The sequence below is a fragment of the Georgenia thermotolerans genome, from assembly GCF_009193185.1.
GTDB lineage: Bacteria > Actinomycetota > Actinomycetes > Actinomycetales > Actinomycetaceae > Georgenia > Georgenia thermotolerans.
The window spans coordinates 134,252-151,660 of record NZ_VUKF01000003.1 but is presented as its reverse complement, the minus strand read 5'-3'; the positions used below and the strand labels follow the sequence as shown (position 1 = coordinate 151,660).

The 17,409-nt window shown below is 73.0% G+C and carries 17 protein-coding genes; 8 read left to right on the top strand and 9 right to left on the bottom strand.

Features of this window, described 5'->3' with window-relative positions; genetic code table 11:
• Nucleotides 1-20: 20 nt before the first annotated feature.
• Nucleotides 21-1,022 carry an ornithine cyclodeaminase family protein gene (locus tag GD970_RS02555; RefSeq protein ID WP_211489749.1) on the bottom strand — a complete coding sequence of 334 codons (1,002 nt, stop codon included), beginning with the start codon at nt 1,020-1,022 and terminating at the stop codon, nt 21-23.
• A 145-nt stretch (nt 1,023-1,167) separates the two neighbouring features.
• On the opposite strand from GD970_RS02555, the gene thiD reads away from it, so the two are divergent.
• From thiD to GD970_RS02530, 5 genes are all read left to right on the top strand, one after another.
• Nucleotides 1,168-1,968 (top strand): bifunctional hydroxymethylpyrimidine kinase/phosphomethylpyrimidine kinase, encoded by an 801-nt coding sequence (gene thiD / locus GD970_RS02550; protein WP_152200382.1) that lies wholly within the window; start codon nt 1,168-1,170, stop codon nt 1,966-1,968.
• A gap of 126 nt (nt 1,969-2,094) precedes the next feature.
• Nucleotides 2,095-2,901: an FHA domain-containing protein gene (locus GD970_RS02545; protein WP_152200380.1), complete on the top strand. Its 807-nt coding sequence runs from the start codon at nt 2,095-2,097 to the stop codon at nt 2,899-2,901.
• 170 nt (nt 2,902-3,071) lie between these two features.
• Nucleotides 3,072-3,413: an STAS domain-containing protein gene (locus GD970_RS02540; RefSeq protein ID WP_226925098.1), complete on the top strand. Its 342-nt coding sequence runs from the start codon at nt 3,072-3,074 to the stop codon at nt 3,411-3,413.
• A gap of 18 nt (nt 3,414-3,431) precedes the next feature.
• Nucleotides 3,432-3,881 (top strand): maltose acetyltransferase domain-containing protein, encoded by a 450-nt coding sequence (locus GD970_RS02535; RefSeq protein WP_152200376.1) that lies wholly within the window; start codon nt 3,432-3,434, stop codon nt 3,879-3,881.
• A gap of 253 nt (nt 3,882-4,134) precedes the next feature.
• On the top strand, nt 4,135-5,583 hold the full coding sequence (locus GD970_RS02530; protein WP_226925101.1) for a SulP family inorganic anion transporter: 1,449 nt from the start codon (nt 4,135-4,137) through the stop codon (nt 5,581-5,583).
• 9 nt (nt 5,584-5,592) lie between these two features.
• Here the strand turns inward: GD970_RS02530 and GD970_RS02525 are convergent, their stop codons facing one another.
• A complete protein-coding gene (locus GD970_RS02525) occupies nt 5,593-5,988 on the bottom strand; it encodes a MerR family transcriptional regulator (protein ID WP_152200370.1) in 396 nt (131 codons plus the stop codon).
• Nucleotides 5,989-6,119: 131 nt separating this feature from the next.
• On the opposite strand from GD970_RS02525, the gene GD970_RS02520 reads away from it, so the two are divergent.
• Nucleotides 6,120-6,830, top strand: coding sequence for an SOS response-associated peptidase (locus tag GD970_RS02520; protein WP_152200367.1), 711 nt, complete (start codon nt 6,120-6,122; stop codon nt 6,828-6,830).
• Nucleotides 6,831-6,838: 8 nt separating this feature from the next.
• On the opposite strand, the gene GD970_RS02515 is transcribed toward GD970_RS02520, so the two are convergent.
• The 3 genes from GD970_RS02515 to GD970_RS02505 all read right to left on the bottom strand — a co-directional run bounded on the left by GD970_RS02515 (nt 6,839) and on the right by GD970_RS02505 (nt 10,888).
• Nucleotides 6,839-7,894, bottom strand: coding sequence for a glucose 1-dehydrogenase (locus tag GD970_RS02515; RefSeq protein WP_152200365.1), 1,056 nt, complete (start codon nt 7,892-7,894; stop codon nt 6,839-6,841).
• A gap of 8 nt (nt 7,895-7,902) precedes the next feature.
• Nucleotides 7,903-9,714: a glycoside hydrolase family 15 protein gene (locus GD970_RS02510; RefSeq protein WP_226925097.1), complete on the bottom strand. Its 1,812-nt coding sequence runs from the start codon at nt 9,712-9,714 to the stop codon at nt 7,903-7,905.
• A 157-nt stretch (nt 9,715-9,871) separates the two neighbouring features.
• Nucleotides 9,872-10,888 carry a magnesium and cobalt transport protein CorA gene (locus GD970_RS02505; RefSeq protein WP_152200363.1) on the bottom strand — a complete coding sequence of 339 codons (1,017 nt, stop codon included), beginning with the start codon at nt 10,886-10,888 and terminating at the stop codon, nt 9,872-9,874.
• A gap of 284 nt (nt 10,889-11,172) precedes the next feature.
• Here GD970_RS02505 and GD970_RS02500 point away from each other — a divergent pair, with 284 nt between their 5' ends.
• Nucleotides 11,173-11,925, top strand: coding sequence for a hypothetical protein (locus GD970_RS02500; RefSeq protein WP_152200361.1), 753 nt, complete (start codon nt 11,173-11,175; stop codon nt 11,923-11,925).
• 159 nt (nt 11,926-12,084) lie between these two features.
• On the opposite strand, the gene GD970_RS02495 is transcribed toward GD970_RS02500, so the two are convergent.
• Nucleotides 12,085-12,378 carry a hypothetical protein gene (locus GD970_RS02495; protein ID WP_152200359.1) on the bottom strand — a complete coding sequence of 98 codons (294 nt, stop codon included), beginning with the start codon at nt 12,376-12,378 and terminating at the stop codon, nt 12,085-12,087.
• 145 nt (nt 12,379-12,523) lie between these two features.
• On the bottom strand, nt 12,524-13,861 hold the full coding sequence (locus GD970_RS02490) for a DUF2254 domain-containing protein (protein ID WP_152200357.1): 1,338 nt from the start codon (nt 13,859-13,861) through the stop codon (nt 12,524-12,526).
• A 168-nt stretch (nt 13,862-14,029) separates the two neighbouring features.
• Between GD970_RS02490 and GD970_RS02485 the strand changes: the two genes are divergently transcribed.
• The gene (locus tag GD970_RS02485) at nt 14,030-14,473 is read left to right on the top strand and encodes a universal stress protein (RefSeq protein WP_152200354.1); all 444 of its coding nucleotides are present in this window, start codon (nt 14,030-14,032) and stop codon (nt 14,471-14,473) included.
• A gap of 30 nt (nt 14,474-14,503) precedes the next feature.
• Here GD970_RS02485 and GD970_RS02480 read toward each other — a convergent pair whose 3' ends face one another.
• Entirely contained in the window at nt 14,504-15,904 is a 1,401-nt protein-coding gene (locus GD970_RS02480) for an NADH-quinone oxidoreductase subunit N (RefSeq protein WP_152200352.1), read from the bottom strand.
• A 16-nt stretch (nt 15,905-15,920) separates the two neighbouring features.
• Complete coding sequence (locus tag GD970_RS02475; RefSeq protein ID WP_152200441.1) at nt 15,921-17,408, bottom strand: complex I subunit 4 family protein; 1,488 nt, start codon at nt 17,406-17,408, stop codon at nt 15,921-15,923.
• Nucleotide 17,409 lies beyond the last annotated feature (1 nt).

Below are 17,409 nucleotides of genomic sequence, written 5' to 3'. Positions count from 1 at the left end.
GCCGGCCGGGACGGGACCCCTCATCGCGGGCCGGCGGCGCGGTAGACCTCGACGGCGACGACGAGGTCCTCCCACGGCATGCCGGTGCCCTTGAACAGCCGCGGTCCCGTCACCGGCAGCTCGGCGCGCCCGGTGACCACCTCGGCCAGGGTGACGATCTCCTCCGCGCCCAGCACGCCCTCTGCCAGCGGGAGGACGACGTCCCCGCCCTCGCGCAGGGTGCTGGCGCGGGACTCCACCACCACCGCGGAGCGGACAACAAGGGCGTCGTCGGTCTCGCGGGCGTCGGGGTGGTGCGAGCCCATGGCGACGACGACGGCGTCGTCGCGCACCATCGCCCCGTCGAACAGCGGCTCACGGGCGCTGGTGCAGCAGCAGACGACGTCCGCCTCGGCGACGGCGGCGTCGCCGTCCCCGGCGCCGAGGGTCCGCACGGCGGTCCCGGTGGCCGCCACCTCGGCGGCCAGCGCCTCCAGCCGTCCTCGGTCGCGGCCCACCAGCGTCACCTCGGCGACCTCGCGCACCGCCGCGACGGCGGCCACGTGGCCGCGGGCCTGGGGCCCGGTGCCGAAGACGGTCAGCAGCACGGGCTCGTCCGCCGGGCCGGGGACCAGGTGGCGCACCGCCAGCGCCGAGACCGCCGGGGTGCGCAGCACGGTGAGCGCCGTGCCGTCCAGGAGGGCGGCCGGCCGCTGGTCGTCGCCGGCGAAGAGCAGGTACATCCCCTGCAGCAGGGGCAGGCCGCGGTCGGGGTTCCCCGGGGTCGAGGACAGCACCTTGACGCCCGACCAGGCGCCGCGGGCGGAGGGCATGAGCAGCAGCTCGCCGTGATCGGTGGCCGCCCGCGAGCGCGGGGCGTCGGCCTCGGGGTCGAGCCCGCCGCGCAGCGCCGTCTCGAGGGCGTCGACGGCGGCCCCCACCGGGACGCTCGCGGCCACCGCGGCGGCGTCCACCAGCCGCACGCCGGCGAACGCGGGCGCGGGCGCCTCACCGGGGCGCGCGCCGGGACCGGGCTCGCTCACGTCTGGCCTCCTTCGCGGGCCCACCGTCTCACGCCGCGGCGCCGTGTGGCGGGATGCACACGACCCGGCCCGGCGCCGGGCGTACCCTCGCCCCAGAAACCCGCACGTCACGTCCCGCACGTCCCGCACAGGATCGGAGCTGTCCGTGGTCAACCTCGCCTATGTCATCGCCGGCTCGGAGGCCACCGGTGGCGCCGGCCTCCAGGTGGATCTCAAGACCTTCCAGGAGCTCGGCGTCTACGGGGTCGGAACCATCACCTGCATCGTCTCCTTCGACCCCAAGAACGCCTGGGGCCACCGCTTCGTCCCGGTCCCGCCGGAGGTCATCGCCGACCAGATCGAGGCGGCCACGTCGGCGCACGCGCTCGACGTCGTCAAGATCGGCATGCTCGGCACCCCGGCGACCATCGACGTCGTCGCCCAGGGCCTGCGCAGCCAGCCGTGGCGGCACGTCGTGCTCGACCCGGTGCTCATCTGCAAGGGCCAGGAGCCGGGCGCCGCCCTGGACACCGACAACGCCCTGCGCGAGGCGGTCCTCCCGCTGGCCACCGTGGTCACCCCGAACCTGTTCGAGACGAAGACGCTGTCCGGCATGGAGACCATCGAGACGGTCGACGACCTGGCCGAGGCGGCCCGCCGCATCCACGACCTCGGCCCCCGGTACGTCCTGGCCAAGGGCGGCGTCGAGCTGCCCGGCGAGGACGCCGTCGACGTCCTCTTCGACGGCGAGGATGTCACCGTGTTCGCGGCGCCCAAGGTGGGCCAGGAACGCGTCTCCGGCGCCGGGTGCACCCTGGCCGCGGCGGTGACGGCCGAGCTGGCCAAGGGCGCCGACGTGCACGACGCCGTCGACCTGGCCAAGCGCTTCGTCACGGCGGGGATCGAGGGCCGGGTCGCGGCCCGCACCCCCTTCGACACCGTCTGGCAGGGGGCCTTCGCCGGCTGACCCCCCTGGCCCGGGGAGACCGGGAGGGGGACCGGAGAGGGGGCCCTCCGGCGCGTCGCCGGCCGGGCGCCGGTGAGAGACTTCTCGTCAACATCTGTCGCCCTGTTCGGCGCCGCGGAGGTCGCGATGACGCAGCCCCTGGGGACCCCGCTCCTGCCCCCCGCCGGGATGCCCTTCCTCGAGGTGCTCGGCCCGGGCGTCCACGGCCGCCGCATCCCCCTGGTGCGCGAGGCCCTCGTGCTGGGTAACGCGCCCACGTGCGACGTGTGCCTCGAGGATCCGGACCTCAGCCCGCAGCACGCCGCCGTCCGGCGGGTGGGTGGCAGGGTAGTCGTCGAGGACCTGGGGTCCCGGATGGGCACCTTCCTCGACGGGGTGGCCGTGAGCGCCCCGAGCGAGCTGCACGCCGGCGACGTCCTCACGCTCGGCGACGTCCGGCTGCGGTACGGGGAGGCCCCGGCGGAGGTGCCCGCCGCGCCGGCCTCCGGCGACCCGCTCGCCGTCTTCGACACCGGCGCGACGCCCACCACCATGGAGCCGGAGGTCTACGCCGAGCTCGTGGTGCACCACCGCGGCCTGCTCCTGGAGCGGGCGGGCGTGTGGCTGCGCCGGGCCCGCCGGCTGTTCTGGACCGGCGCGGCGCTGTTCGCGCTGGGCTGCGTGGCCTTCGCCGTGGGGGTGCTCGCCTTCCTCGGCTGGCCCCCGGCGCTGCTCGACGTCGTCGCCCGCCCGCCCGACACGTTCGGCTGGGCCCTGGTCGGCGGCGTGCTCAGCGGGCACGTAGCGTGGGCGATCGGGCTGGCCGGGCTGCTCGTGATGGTCCTCGCCCTGGTCGTTCACGTGCTGGCGCGCTGGCGGGCCCGGCGCATCACCCGCACGATCCCCGCGCCGCCGGCGTCCTGGTACCTGACGCCGCACCCGGACGGCCCGTGACACCGCACCCCCGGGGGCCCGTGAGGCCTCACACGTGACCGTCCGCGCGACAGCGGCGCCCCGCACGTGCGACGGTGAACGGGCCGCACCACCGAAAGGACCAGCAGGACATCGTGAGCAACACCGGGACACCCTCCGCGCGCACATCCCAGACGAGGGGACCCGGCTCCGTGTCGGTCCTCCAGACGGCGACCCGCACCCGGCTCGTGCTCGGCGGCGACGTCGACATCAGCCTCAACGGCACGCTCAACGACGCGGTCGAGCTCGCCGTCCAGGCCGGCCGGCCGGTCGACGTGGACACCGCCGGCGTGACCTTCATTGACTCCGCCGTCGTCGCCATGCTCGCCCGGCTGGCCTACCGCCTCCCCCACCGGCTGCGGATGCTGCAGCCCCCGGACCTCGTGCGGTTCCTGCTCGACGTCACCCAACTCGGGGAGATCGTCGACATCGTCGAGGAGGACCCCACGCTGCCCGACGATCCCGTCACCCCGCACCGCCCGCCGGCGGCCTGACGGCATACGTTGGAGGGCATGACCGCCACCGCCGACACCCGCACCATGCGCGAGCGGATGCTCGCCGGTGACCTCTACATCGCCGACGACCCCGAGCTGGCCGCGCAGAACCAGGCCGCGCTCGACCTCATGGACGCCTACAACGCCACGACGGTCCGGCAGGGGCCGCTGCGCCGCCGGCTGCTGGAGGAGCTGCTCGGCGACGACGTGCAGATCGGCCCCAACGTGCAGCTGCTGACCCCCACCCACCCGGTCGAGCCGGAGCCGCGCCGGGCGACGTGGGAGGCGGCCGAGCCCATCACCATCGGGGACAACGTCTGGCTCGGCGGCGGGGTCATCGTGTGCCCCGGGGTGAAGATCGGGGAGAACACCGTGGTCGGCGCAGGCGCCGTCGTCACCAAGGACCTGCCCGCCAACGTCGTCGCCGTCGGCAACCCCGCGAAGGTCATCCGGCAGCTCGAGGGCTGAGCCCGGCGCATCTCACACGCACCGAACCCTCGGGTCGGGCTAGAGTTGGTCCGGCCGCGGCGCGGACTCCCGCGCGGTGCCGGCCTTCCCTGGTGCGACGGCGCGCCGCCCACGACCTGACCATCGGGCGCCGCGTGCGCCACGCACCCTGGGAGTCTGTGTGACCTCGCCCTCCGCCGCCGTCCAGCACCCGTGCGGACCCGAGGAGCGCCGGCGCGCGCGCACCGAGGACGTCACCTCCGTCCGCGGCGCGCTGCGTGACCCGCGCCGGCTGCGCACCGAGGTCCTCGGTGGCCTGGTCGTCGCCCTGGCGCTGATCCCCGAGGCGATCTCCTTCTCGATCATCGCCGGGGTCGACCCGCGCGTCGGCCTGTTCGCCTCGTTCACGATGGCGGTCTCGATCGCCTTCCTCGGCGGGCGGCCGGCCATGATCTCCGCCGCCACCGGGGCCGTCGCCCTGGTGATCGCGCCGGTGGTGCGCGAGCACGGCACGGACTACCTCATCGCGACGGTGATCCTCGCCGGGCTCATCCAGGTCGCCTTCGGGCTCCTCGGCGTGGCGAGGCTCATGCGGTTCATCCCGCGCAGCGTCATGGTCGGCTTCGTCAACGCCCTGGCGATCCTCATCTTCCTCGCCCAGCTGCCGCACCTGATCGGGGTCTCGTGGGTCGTGTACGCGATGGTCGCCGCCGGGATCGCGGTCATCGTCCTGCTGCCGAGGATCACCGTCGTGGTGCCGGCCCCGCTGGTCGCGATCGTCGCGCTCACGGCCGTCACCCTGGCGTTCGCGCTCGACGTGCCCGACGTCGGCGACCAGGGCGACCTGCCCAGGTCCCTGCCGTCCCTGGTCCTCCCGGACGTGCCGCTCAGCCTGGACACGCTGCGGATCATCGGCCCCTACGCCCTCGCCATGGCGCTGGTGGGGCTCATGGAGTCGCTCATGACGGCCAAGCTGGTCGACGACGTCACCGACACCCGCTCGAACAAGTCCCGGGAGGCCTGGGGCCAGGGGGTGGCCAACGTCGTCACCGGCTTCTTCGGGGGCATGGGCGGGTGCGCGATGATCGGGCAGACGATGATCAACGTGAAGGCCTCCGGCGCCCGCACCCGGATCTCGACCTTCCTCGCCGGCGTCTTCCTGCTCGTCCTGGTGGTGGGGCTGGGCGACGTCGTCGCCACGATCCCGATGGCCGCGCTCGTGGCGGTGATGATCATGGTCTCCGTCGCCACGTTCGACTGGCACTCGGTCCGCCCGGCGACGCTGCGGCGCATGCCCCGATCCGAGACCCTCGTGATGCTCGCCACCGTGGCCGTCACGGTCGCCACCCACAACCTCGCCTACGGCGTCGTCACCGGCGTGCTCGTCGCCGCGGTGATGTTCGTCCGCCGCGTCGCCCACCTCACCGAGGTCGTCGAGGTCGCCCACCCGGACGCGAACACCCGTGTGTACGCGGTGGTCGGGGAGCTGTTCTGGGCCTCGAGCAACGACCTCGTCACGCAGTTCGACTACGCCGGCGACCCGGAGAACGTCGTCATCGACATGTCCCGGTCCCACATCTGGGACGCCTCCACCGTGGCCACCCTGGACGCGATCACGACCAAGTACGCCGCCAAGGGCAAGACGGCCACCATCGTCGGCCTCAACGAGGACAGCGCGGAGCGGCACGGGCGTCTCGCCGGACACCTCGCCGGCACCTCCTGACGGGTCGGGTCAGGAGGAGCGCCGCTGCTCGAGCAGGCCGATGAACTCGTCCGCCATCGCGACCTGCGCGAGCACCTTCGCCCGCCGCTCCTGCGCGGCCGCGATGAAGGCGTCCAGCCGCCGGCGCAGCGCCTCCCGGTCCGGCCCCGTCGCGTCTGGGAGGGCGTCGACGACCTCGAGCACCTGGCGCATCTCCTCCAGCGAGAACCCCAGCGGCTTCATCCGTCGGATGACGAGGAACCGCTCCAGGTCGTCCTCGGTGTAGAGGCGGAAACCGCCGTCGCTGCGCCCCGACGGGCGCAGCAGGTCCACGTCGTCGTAGTGGCGCAGCGTGTGGATCGACACCCCGGTCCGTTCGGCGAACTTCCCGATCTGCATCATCGATCCGCGCCCCGACCTCGCCATGCCCCCAGTGTGGCGCACCGGCCGCGGCACGCTCTCCCGCCGCGTGCCGGAGTCGAGCACCACCATGGCAACCGCAGCGGGACGTCCCGGTTGCCCCGGCGCGTGCAGGCCCGGTGTCGCACACTGGCCCCATGTGTGGTCGCTACGCCAACGCCCGCCGTGACGCCGACCTGGTCACCGCCTTCGCCATCGACGAGGTCGTCGGCGAGGAGCTGCCGCCGTCGTGGAACGTCGCCCCCACCGACCGGGTGCGCGCGGTGCTCGAACGCGCGCCGCGCCAGGAACCCGACGCCTCGCCGGTGCGCCAGCTGCGCACGGTGCGCTGGGGGCTCGTGCCCTCCTGGGCCAAGGACCCGCGCGGCGGCGCGCGCCTCATCAACGCCCGCTCGGAGACAGTCACCGAGAAGCCGGCCTTCCGCAAGGCCGCCGCGCGGCGGCGGTGCCTGCTGGCCGCCGACGGCTACTACGAGTGGGAGAAGACCCCCGAGGGCAAGCAGCCCTACTTCCTCCACGGTGAGGGCGTGCTGGCCTTCGCCGGGCTCTACGAGCTCTGGCCCGACCCGGCCCTGCCCGACGACCACCCGGACAAGTGGCTGTGGACCAACACCATCCTCACCACCCAGGCCGCCGACGCCATCGGCCACATCCACGACCGCACCCCGCTCCTGGTGCCGGCGGACCTCATGGACGCCTGGCTGGACCCGAGCATCGAGGACCTCGAGACGGTCCGTGAGATGGTCGCGGCGATGCCCGAGCCGGTGCTGCGCCCCCGGCCGGTGTCCAAGGCGGTCGGCGACGTCCGCAACGACGGCCCGGAGCTCGTCGAGCCAGTGGAGCCGTAGCGCGGGTCTCAGGCCGCCGACAGGTCGATCACGACCTTGATGTCGCCCTCCTGCGGCTGGAACGCCTCCGCCGCGCGTTCGAGCGGCACCCGCCGGGTGACGAGCCGGCGCAGCCAGTCCAGGTCGGCCTTCGCGAGGGCGTCGGCCCCCGCGGCGTAGTGATCCAGGTTGGCGTTGACCGAGCCGACGACGACGTCGTTGTCCAGGACGATCTCCCGGTTGAGGGCCCCGGCGTCGATGGTGATCCGCCGCCCGCGGGAGGACACCCCGGTGAGGCACACGATGCCGTAGGCGCCGGTGTTCGCCAGGGTCGCGACGACGACGGGCGCCGCCCCGGTCGCCTCGATCGTGACGTCGGGCAGGAGCTTGCGGGCGACGTCGTCGGCGGGGTCGCTGTGGTAGGTCGCGCCGAGGTCGGCCACGAGCTGGGGCTTGGGTCCCTCGGTGACCCGGTCGAGCACGTGCACCTCCAGCCCCCGCTGCGCCCCCAGCAGGGCGGCGAGCAGGCCGATGGGGCCGGCGCCGGTGACGAGCACGGTGCGCGGGTCGAACCAGGACCGCTGCCCGATGCGTTCCACCTGGTCCCACGCCTTAGCCACGACCGTGGTGGGCTCGAGGAGCATCCCGACCTCCGCGAGCCGCGGGTCCAGGCGCACGGCGTAGTCCTGCTCCACCCGCCAGCGCTCGCTGCCGTACCCGTCGCGCTCCTTGATCCCGCGCTCGGTGTACCTGCCGTTGCGGCACATGTCGAACTGCCCGCGGGCGCACGCGCCGCAGGGCACCGGGTCGGGGCGGCGCACCACGCCGACGACAAGGTCCCCGGCGCTGAAGCCGGACCCCTCCGGCGCCTCCCGGACCCGGCCGAGGGACTCGTGCCCGAGCACGAGGCGGTCGTGCCCCTCGGGCGCCCAGCCGTACTCGCCGCGGGCGATCTCCCTGTCGGTGCCGCACACTCCCAGGGCGACGCCGTCGACCACGAGGTCGCCGGTTCCGGGGTCGGGCTCGGGCACGTCGGTGACCTCGAGCGAGCCGTCCTGGAGCGGGACGACGGTGAGCGCGCGCATGCGGCCTCCTAGGACTGCTTCGGGGTCTTCTTCCCCGCTTCCTTCGCGGCAGGGGCGCCGCTGAGGTGGCGGGCGGTGTTGACCAGGCCGACGTGGCTGAAGGCCTGGGGGGTGTTGCCGACCTGGCGCTGGGCGTGGACGTCGTACTCCTCGCTGAGGATGCCGAGGTCGTTGCGCAGGCCTAGCAGGCGCTGGAACAGCTCGGTCGCCTCGTCCCGCCGCCCGATGCCGTGCAGGGCGTTGGCCATCCAGAAGCTGCACGCGAGGAAGGCGCCCTCGTGGCCGGGCAGGCCGTCCACGCCGCCGTCGGCGTCGGGGCGGTAGCGCATGACGAACCCCTCCTCGACGAGCTCGCGCCGCACGGCGTCGACCGTGCCGACGATCCGCTCGTCGTCCCAGGGCAGGAAGCCGACCTGCGGCAGGAGCAGGAGTGCGGCGTCGAGGCCCTCAGAGCCGTAGAACTGGGTGAAGGTGTTGCGGTCGGCGTCGTAGCCCTTGGCGCACACCTCGCTGTGGATCTGCTCGCGCAGGGCCCTCCACCGGTCCACCGGGCCGTCGAGACCGAACCGCTCCACACCCTGCACCGCCCGGTCGATGCCGGCCCAGGCCATGACCTTGGAGTGGACGAAGTCACGCCGCGGGCCGCGCACCTCCCACAGGCTGTTGTCCGGGTCCTGCCAGTGGCCCTCGAGGTAGTCGAGCAAGGCGCGCTGGAGGTCCCACGCCGGGACCTCCCGGGTCATCCCGGCCATCCGGGCGACATGCAGGCCGTCGAGAACCTCGCCCCACACGTCGAGCTGGAACTGGCCGACCGCGGCGTTGCCGATGCGCACCGGGCGCGACCCCTCGTAGCCGGCGAGCCAGTCCACCTCGTACTCCGTCAGCCGGCGGGTGCCGTCGATGCCGTACATGATCTGCAGGTCCGCCGGGTCCCCGGCGACGGCGCGCAGCAACCAGTCCCTCCAGGCGCCGGCCTCCTTGAGGAACCCCGTGCCGAGCAGTGCCTGGAGGGTGAAGGTGGCGTCGCGGAGCCAGCAGAAGCGGTAGTCCCAGTTGCGCGGGCCGCCCAGCTGCTCGGGCAGGGACGTGGTGGCGGCGGCGACGATCCCGCCCGTGGGCTCGTAGCTGAGCGCCTTGAGGGTGATCAGGGAGCGGTGCACGGGCTCCTCCCAGGAGCCGTCGTACTTGATGCCGGACATCCACCGCCGCCAGAAGTCCAGGGTCCGGTCGAGGACCTTCCCGGCGTCCCGCCGCCCCGGTGCCGGCTCGTGCGAGGGGTGGTGGGTGAGCACGAACGGCACCCGTTCCCCCTCACCGACCTCGAACTCGGAGACGGTCCGCATGTCCCGGCCCTCGAGCGGTGCCGGGGTGTCCAGCCAGACCGCGTCGGGGCCCGCGATCGCCGAGAGCTGCTGACGACCCTGGCGCCGGACCCACGGGACGACGTGGCCGTAGTCGAAGCGCAGCCGCAGCTCCATCCGCATCGGCACCCGGCCCGACACGCCCTCGACGATGCGGACGACGTCGGCGGCGCCGTCGCGCGGAGGCATGAAGTCGATGAGCCGGACGGTGCCGTCGGAGGTCTCCCACTCGGTCTCGAGCACCAGGCTGTTGCCGTGGTAGTGCCGCCGGGTGCACCCGCCCCCCGCGGCCGGCCCGATCTGCCAGAAGCCGGCGTCGTCGCCGCCGAGCAGGCGGGCGAAGCAGGCCCCGGAGTCGAACCGGGGCAGGCAGAGCCAGTCGATGGAGCCGTCCCGGCCCACGAGGGCCATGGTGTGGAGGTCCCCGATCGGGCCGTAGTCCTCGATGCGCTGGCTCACCGGACCTCCCGCCGTCCGCCAAGGCCGCAGTGGCGGCCGTCGTCCCAGGTCTAGGGGAGGCGGGTCACGCCCGCAACCGGAGTGCCCGGGCGCGGGCTCGCTCCGCGGCCCTGCCTGGCCAGCACCTTGAGCACCGACGAGCGCTGCTGCCGGGCGGCTACAACCAGTGGTGCCGCTTGAACACGAACCACAGCACGACGCCCATGACCACCATCGCCACCAGCGCGGCCGGATAGCCGTAGTACCAGCCCAGCTCCGGCATGTTGTGGAAGTTCATCCCGTAGATCGTGCCCACCAGCGTCGGGGCGAAGAGGATCGCCGCCCAGGACGAGATGCGCTTGACCTCCTCGCTCTGCCGGTAGCTCGCCTCGGTGAGCCGGCGCATCTCGTCGTTCTGCCGCTGGGCCACCAGCGTGGAGTTCACCGTGAGGGCGTTCTGGAGCAGCGCCCGGAAGGAGTCGGCCCGTTCGACGATGCGCAGCGTGTGGTCGTAGACGTCGCGGAGCTTGTGCCGCAGCTCGACATCGACCCGGAAGACGTCGAACCCCTGCTCGAGGTTCTTGAGCACCTGCACGAGCGGGTGGGTCGCCCGCTGGAAGGCGATGACCTCGCGGGTGAGCTCGTAGATGCGGCGCGAGACGGACTGGTCGCTCTCGAAGAGCTGGTCCTCGATCTCGTCGATGTCGTTCTCCAGGCCCGCCACCACCGGGGCGTACTCGTCGACCACCTGGTCGAGGATGGCGTAGAGCACGGCCTCCGGGCCGAGGCGGAGCGTGTCCGGGGCGCCCTCCATCCGGCGGCGCACCTGGGCCAGGTTCGGCGACTCGGCGTGGCGGACGGTGACGACGAAGCCCGGGCCTATGAACACGTGCAGCTCGCCGAACTCCACCTTCTCGGCTGCGTCGACGTAGCGGGCGGGGTGCAGCACGACGAAGAGGGTGTGGCCGTACCGCTCGAGCTTGGGGCGCTGGTGCGCCTTGTAGGTGTCCTCCTCGGCCAGCGGGTGGAGGTGGAACTCCTGGGCGACGGCGTGGACCTCCTCCGGGGCCGGGCGGTACAGCCCCACCCACGCCATACCACCGGACTCGTCGCGCAGGTTGAAGGTCTCCTCGAGGGTGGCCGGGCTCGCCGCGCGGGCGCCGTCGACGTAGATGACGTTGTCCACCACCGCCATGACCGCGTGCCTCCCTGACCGACGCCGGCGCGGCGGGAAGCCGCGGCGCAGCGTGCTCCGTGCCGTCGAAGACCACGGCAGGAGCGCCGCGGTCTCGTGCTCAGCATGGCACCGCGAAGCACCTGCCTGCCCGGCAGGGAGCGTTGCACAATGAAGCGGAGGAACGGTGAACTGGTTCAACCCGGGGACACGAGTTGGCAGAGAACCAGACGGTCGCAGTGGACATCACCCGCCATCCCGAGGGCCCGCAAGCCCGCGGGGTCTGACCCTCGAGGACCCCAACCGTGCGGAACGCTCCGCCGCGGGAACCGCCACCCGCCAGAACCAGCGTCATCAGCCTGACCGTTGCCCACGGGGCTGAGCTCGGCCCCTACCAGACCCCCCTGCTGCGGCCCTGGGCGGCCTCCCTCTACCTGGAGAGCCACGGCGCCCCAACCCTCCTGCTCGGGAGCTCCGTCGGATTTCTCGCCGACCTGCGCTCGGGCGGGGACGCCGTCGCGGACCAGCTCGACCTCCTCGTCGGTGACACCGACGCCATGACCGCGCTGCTGCGGCGGACCAACCGCGCACTGTCCCGGCACGCCGGCACGGACCAGCTGCGGTCCCTCGTGAGCGACACCGAGGCCATGAGCGCGCTGCTACGACGAACCGACGGCGTCCTGTCCCCGCACACTCGCGCCCATGTCGCCCTGCTCATCCAGCACGTGACGCTCGAGCCCTGGTGCCGCCGACACGAGCTGGGACCGCACTTCGCGACCAAGCTCATCGACGCGTTCTTGATCGGCCAGGACGGCCTTCCCATCCTCCTGGTCCCCAAGCCCCCCGGCTGGGCCGAGATGCTCCCGACCGCCCGCCGTATCGCCCAGGCGGACGCGGAACGCTTCTGGGCCCGCATCGGCTTCGCCCGCCACCAGGACAGCGACGAGGTCTGGTGGCTCGAGGGAACTGCGCTCCGGTCGACGGCGCACCTCCCGGCAGATCAGCTCGCACGGCTCATGCACGCGGAGCGCGCGACGCGCGACGCCGAAGACGACTGACTGCACCGTCGCTGCGAGCTTCCCGGAAGGGGCCACCTCCCTCCTCGCCACGGCCCGTGTGTCACGGCCGGGTGTGAGAGGCACCCCCGTGGGGAGGGAGCCGGACGGGCAGCTCGGTGACGTGCTGTTGCTCGGGATCCTGCTGCCTTCCCGTTCGCTTCATGACGGCGCCGTAACGGGCGCTGAGCGGGGCCGCCGTGAGCCCGTGCAGGTATGAACGGGACCGCGAGGCAGGAGACCGCCCTCCACAGTCAGCGTCTGGCGGATGCGGGACGGCACCGTGTCGTCGCTCACGAAGGCCTGCCCCAGCGCGACGTCCGTGGGCGCCAGCGTGGCGGCAAGCAACGCCGTCGCCACTGCCGGGCACTGCCGGCAGCAGCAGGAGACCACCTTGAGCTGCAGCACTCCGAGGCGGCCGGGGCCGAGCAGCAGCCCCGCCACGGTGAAGATCATCGGCCGTCACCGGCGTGCCGCTCAACCTGCCCGCCAGGAGCCCGACAGCCAGCACCGCGAGCGCGATGACGAAGACGTTCTTTTCCACGGCCGCTCCCTGGATCACGACGCCCCGGCACCGGCTCGCCCCGTCCTCCGCCCGGACTCAGGCGAGGGCGGCGGACACCTGCTCGGCGCGGCCGAGGAAGGCCTCGAGATCCCGGGGCTGGTGGCCGGCGGCGAGAAACGCCTCGGCCAGCGCCGGGACCTGCCGGCCCAACGCGACCCGGACGGATTCCTGCCGGGCGTGCACGGCGACCCGCTCGATCAGCGTGAGCGCCGCGTGCATGACCGCCGGCGAGCCGGCCCCGTACCAGCGCAGGTTGTCCAGGACAGAGGCCGTGAGTGCGACGACATCCGGATACGGCGCGTAGACCCGCAGCACGTGATCTCGGTCGAACCGTGATGGGGAGGGCATCTTGCGCGTCGCGAGCAGCGAGAGACCGTCCGAGAGGTCGTCGACGGCGTTGACCGCCGTGAACGGGTCGTTGGTTCCCGGCGACAGCGCACGGACCACCAGCTCGGTGAGCTGCTGGACGGCGAAGCCGACGTCCTGATAGGGGCTCCGGGCGTCACCCACGACGACCGCGGACCGCACCCGTCTCGCCACGTCGTCCGACATGTGCTCCGACGGGTGGACGATGCACACGGCGCTGTCCTGCAGGACGTAGCTGCCGGGGTAGACCTGTATCTCGACCAGCAGGTCGTTGCCCCGGGCAGCGGACATCAGCGCGTCGTCACGGATGAACCGGACGTACCCCGCCCTGCCCGCCTCGACCCGGACCCCCTCCTTCCCGGATGCCCCCCACTTTCGCTCACCCGTCTCCTCGTCATCGACCGGAACGTCGGCCGCGCCGCTCCCCAGCTCCTCCGGATAGAGCCGGTCCACCGCCGCCCGCAGGTCCTCCCTGACCCGCCGGGCGATCGTGGTCACCTGGATCGAGTCGGCGATGTGGTGGATGAAGAAGACCAGCAGCGCGACGTTGACCAGGGCGAGCACCACCGCGAAGTTCACGGCCAGGTGCGGGACGAACACCTCGGCGTTCGAGCTGCGTGGGTCGCCCAGAGTACGCACCGACCGGAGCACCAGCAGGCTGTAGAGGAACGTCGCGACGAACGCTCCCAGCACGGCCTGGTTGGCCCGGTCCGCCATGAAGTTGCGCACCAGCCGGGGGCCATAGGTCGACGAGGTCAGAGCCAGGACCGCGACGGTGATGGAGAACGTGGTGCCCGCCACGGCCAACGAGGACGTCGCGATGGCGGCGAGGATGTCCCGGCTGCCGCTCTCCCCCACCCGGTAGACGAAGCTTCCCGCCCATGAGGGCAGCGGCAGGAACCCCCGCTGGTCGACGGCGACCAGCACCTCGGCCACCACCGCCGCCACCACGCACATCAGCGCGGGCAGGAACCAGAAACGTTCGCGCAAGCGCTCGACCGCCTCCATCGGGCAAGAGTCCCAGCCCACCTCGCGCTCAGCACCCGCTGGGATCGGCGACGAGGCGGAGACCGTCCCGACGGCTCGATGGCCGCAAGTCCCCCGGGCTCCGCGCCGAGAGTCCCACGCACTTCGCCGCGGTGAGGGAACCTGGGACGGGCATCACGGAGGTGAGGCATGACGAGCGCAGGCACCCCGCCCCTGATCGTCGTGGGGGTGGACGGCTCGGAGTCGAGCAAGGCCGCGCTCCGGTGGGCCGCCCGCCAGGCCGAGCTCACGGGCGCAGAGCTGTGGGCCGTGCAGGCGTGGCAACCACCCAGCACCTACGGGATGCCCGTGGACTACTCCAACGCCGATTTCGAGGCGCAGGTCGGCGAGAGCCTGCGGGGCACCATCGTCGCGGCGCTGGGCGAGCGGCCCGACGTGCCGGTCTCCCCGCAGGTCGTGGAGGGGCACCCCGCGGCGGTGCTGACCCAGGCCGCCCAGCAGGCCGACCTCCTCGTGCTCGGCAGCCACGGACGCGGGGCCTTCGCCGGGATGCTCCTGGGCTCGGTCAGCCAGCACTGCGTCCAGCACGCCCCCTGCCCCGTGCTCGTCACCCGCGCCGCCCCGAGGAGTTAGGCGCCGTCGTCGTCGATGCGGTCAGCAGGGTCAGGCCGCGAAGGCGGTCCAGAGCAGGCCCGACCCGATCCCGGCGGCGAGGCTGAGCGTGGCGGTCACGACGGCCGCCGCGGCCGACCAGGCGGCCGGTGTGAACGACCCGGCGACCGTCCGCTCGACCGGCTCCCGCCGGCTGTAGACCGGCGCGATCCACCGCAGGTAGTAGAAGAGGCTCGCGACGGTGTTGACGAAGACGACCACGGCGAGCCAGGGGTGGCCACCGTCCCAGACGGCGGTGGTGGTGGTGAGCTTGCCGACGAAGACCACGGTGGGCGGGGTCCCCACGAGCCCGAGCAGCGCCACGACGAGCGACGCCGCCAGCCACGGCCGCGCCCGGGCCAGACCGCGGTAGGACCGCAGGTCGCGCCGCTGGGGGAAGGCGCTGGTCACCGCGAACGCCGAGAGGTTGGTGACGGTGTAGCCGGCGAGGTAGAGCAGCAGCGACGGGAGGGCGAGGTCGGTGCGGCCGGCCACGGCGACGGGCACCAGGACATACCCGACCTGGCTGACGGTGGACCAGCCCAGCAGGCGCCTGGGGTCGGTCTGCCAGTAGGCGGCGAGGTTGCCGAGCGTCATGCTGGCGACCGCGAGGACGGCCACCGCCAACGGCCAGCTCACGGTGCCGGGCAACGTCGCGACGAGCCGGTAGGCCGCGATCAGCGCGCCGACCTTCGGCACCGTGGTGAGAAAGGCCGCCACGGCGCCCCCCGCTCCCTGCGCCGCGTCGGGCACCCAGAAGTGCGCCGGGACGCCGCCGGCCTTGAACATCAGCCCGCACAGCACCGCCCCGGCTCCCACGGCCACCGCCCCCACCGGGGCGCCCGCGAGCCGGCCGGCGAGCGCGGCGTACGACGTCGTCGCGGTGACCCCGTAGAGCACGGTGACGCCGACCAGCAGCAGGATGCCGAACAGCGCGCCGAGCAGGTAGGTCTTCATCGCCGCCTCGGCGCCGCGCGGGGTGGCCGCCATGCCGATCAGGCCGTAGAGCGGGATGCTCGCGAGCAGGAACCCGACCGCCACCACGAGCAGGTCGCCGGCGCCGGCGAGGACCAGCGTGCCCGTGGTGGAGAACAGCAGCAGCGCGTACGTCTCGCTCTCCCGCGGTGAGCCGGCGAGCTCGTCCGAGGCCAGCGCCAGCACTACGAGCGTGCCCGCCGCGGCGACGATCCGCGCCGTGGCGGTGGCGACGTCGACGGTGAAGGTGCCCTCCATCGCCGCCTGCGCCGGCCGGACGACGCCGGCCGCAGACAGGACGATCGCGGTGACCAGGGCGGTCGCGGCGACCACGCGCGTGACCCACTGGCGGTCCCGGGCGAGATAGGACCCCCCGGCCAGGACCACGAGCCCGCCCACGAACAGCACGATCTCCGGCAGGAGCACCAGCGGGCGCATCGTCACCTCCCCGCCGTCATCGTCCGACGAGCTCGACGACGGCCCGGGCCGCCGGCTCGATCACGGCGAGCAGGGTGCGGGGCAGCACCCCGATGACCAGCGAGAGCAGCAGCAGCGGGCCCACCGCCCACAGCTCGGCGGGCCGCAGGTCGGTGAAGCCGACGGACCGGGCGCGGGTCGTGCCGGTGAAGACCTGCTGCAGGGCGCGGAGGAACAGCGCCGCCGTGATGAGGATGCCCAGCAGCGCCACGGCGGTGACCGGCGCGGCGGCGATGCTGCCTGTGAAGATCTGGAACTCCGCGATGAACCCCGACAGGCCCGGCAATCCCAGGGAGGCGAAGGCGCCGACCGCGAAGAACGCCGCGAAGCGCGGGGCGGGTCGCGCCAGTCCGCCGTAGGACCCCATGTCGTAGGTTCCCGCCCGGTCCTGCAGCACCCCGGCGAGCAGGAACAGGGCGCCGGTGACGAGCCCGTGGCTGACCATCTGGGTGACCGCGCCGGTGACCGCGATCGCGCGCGCCTGGGCGGTGTCGCCCGCGACGATTCCCGCCGCGCCGACCGCCATGACGATGTAGCCCATGTGGTTCACCGAGGTGTAGGCGACCATCCGCTTGAGGTTCGTCTGGGCCAGGGCCACCAGGGCCCCGTACACCGCCGAGACGATGCCGACGGCGAGGATCACCCACGCCCAGGCCCGCCATGCCTCGGGCAGCATCGGCATCGCGATCCGGACGAACCCGTAGGTGCCCATCTTCAGCAGCACCGCCGCCAGCACGGCCGAACCGACCGCGGGAGCGTCGGTGTGGGCCGGGGGCAGCCAGGTGTGGAACGGGAAGGCCGGGGTCTTCACGGCCAGCCCGACGACGATCGCGGCCAGCACCAGCCCGGCGGCCGGTGAGCCGGTCAGGGGTGTCTGCGCGGTCAGGGCGACCATGTCGAAGGTGTGCGGGTCGGCCGCGAGGTACAGACCGATGAAGCCGACGAGCAGGGCCAGGGAGCCCAGGAAGGTGTAGAGGAAGAACTTCAGCGCCGAGCGGCCGGCGTTGTTGTGCCCCCACCCGGCGATGACGAAGTACATGCCCACGATCGACAGGTCGAAGAACAGGAAGAACAGGATCAGGTCCGCGGCGACGAACAGCCCCATGCTCACGCTCTGCAGGAAGAGGAACAGAGCGGCGCGGGTGCGCGGGCGCTCGGGGCTGCGCAGCGCGTAGACGGCACAGGCGAGGAAGACCACCGCGGTCATCGCCAGCAGCGGCAGCGACAGCCCGTCGACGCCGACGTGGTAGCTGCTGTTCACGCCCGGTATCCACCGGGCCCGCTCCTCGAACGCCAGCGCTCCGACCCGTGGGGGCTCGTAGCGCGACCACACCACGACGACGAGGACGAGGTCCGCGGCCGCGACCGCCACCCAGGCCCAGCGTGCGGCGGCGTCGCCGAGCCGAGGCAGGGCGGCGAGGGCCAGCGCGGCAGCCAGGGGCAGGAAGACGATCACACTGAGCACG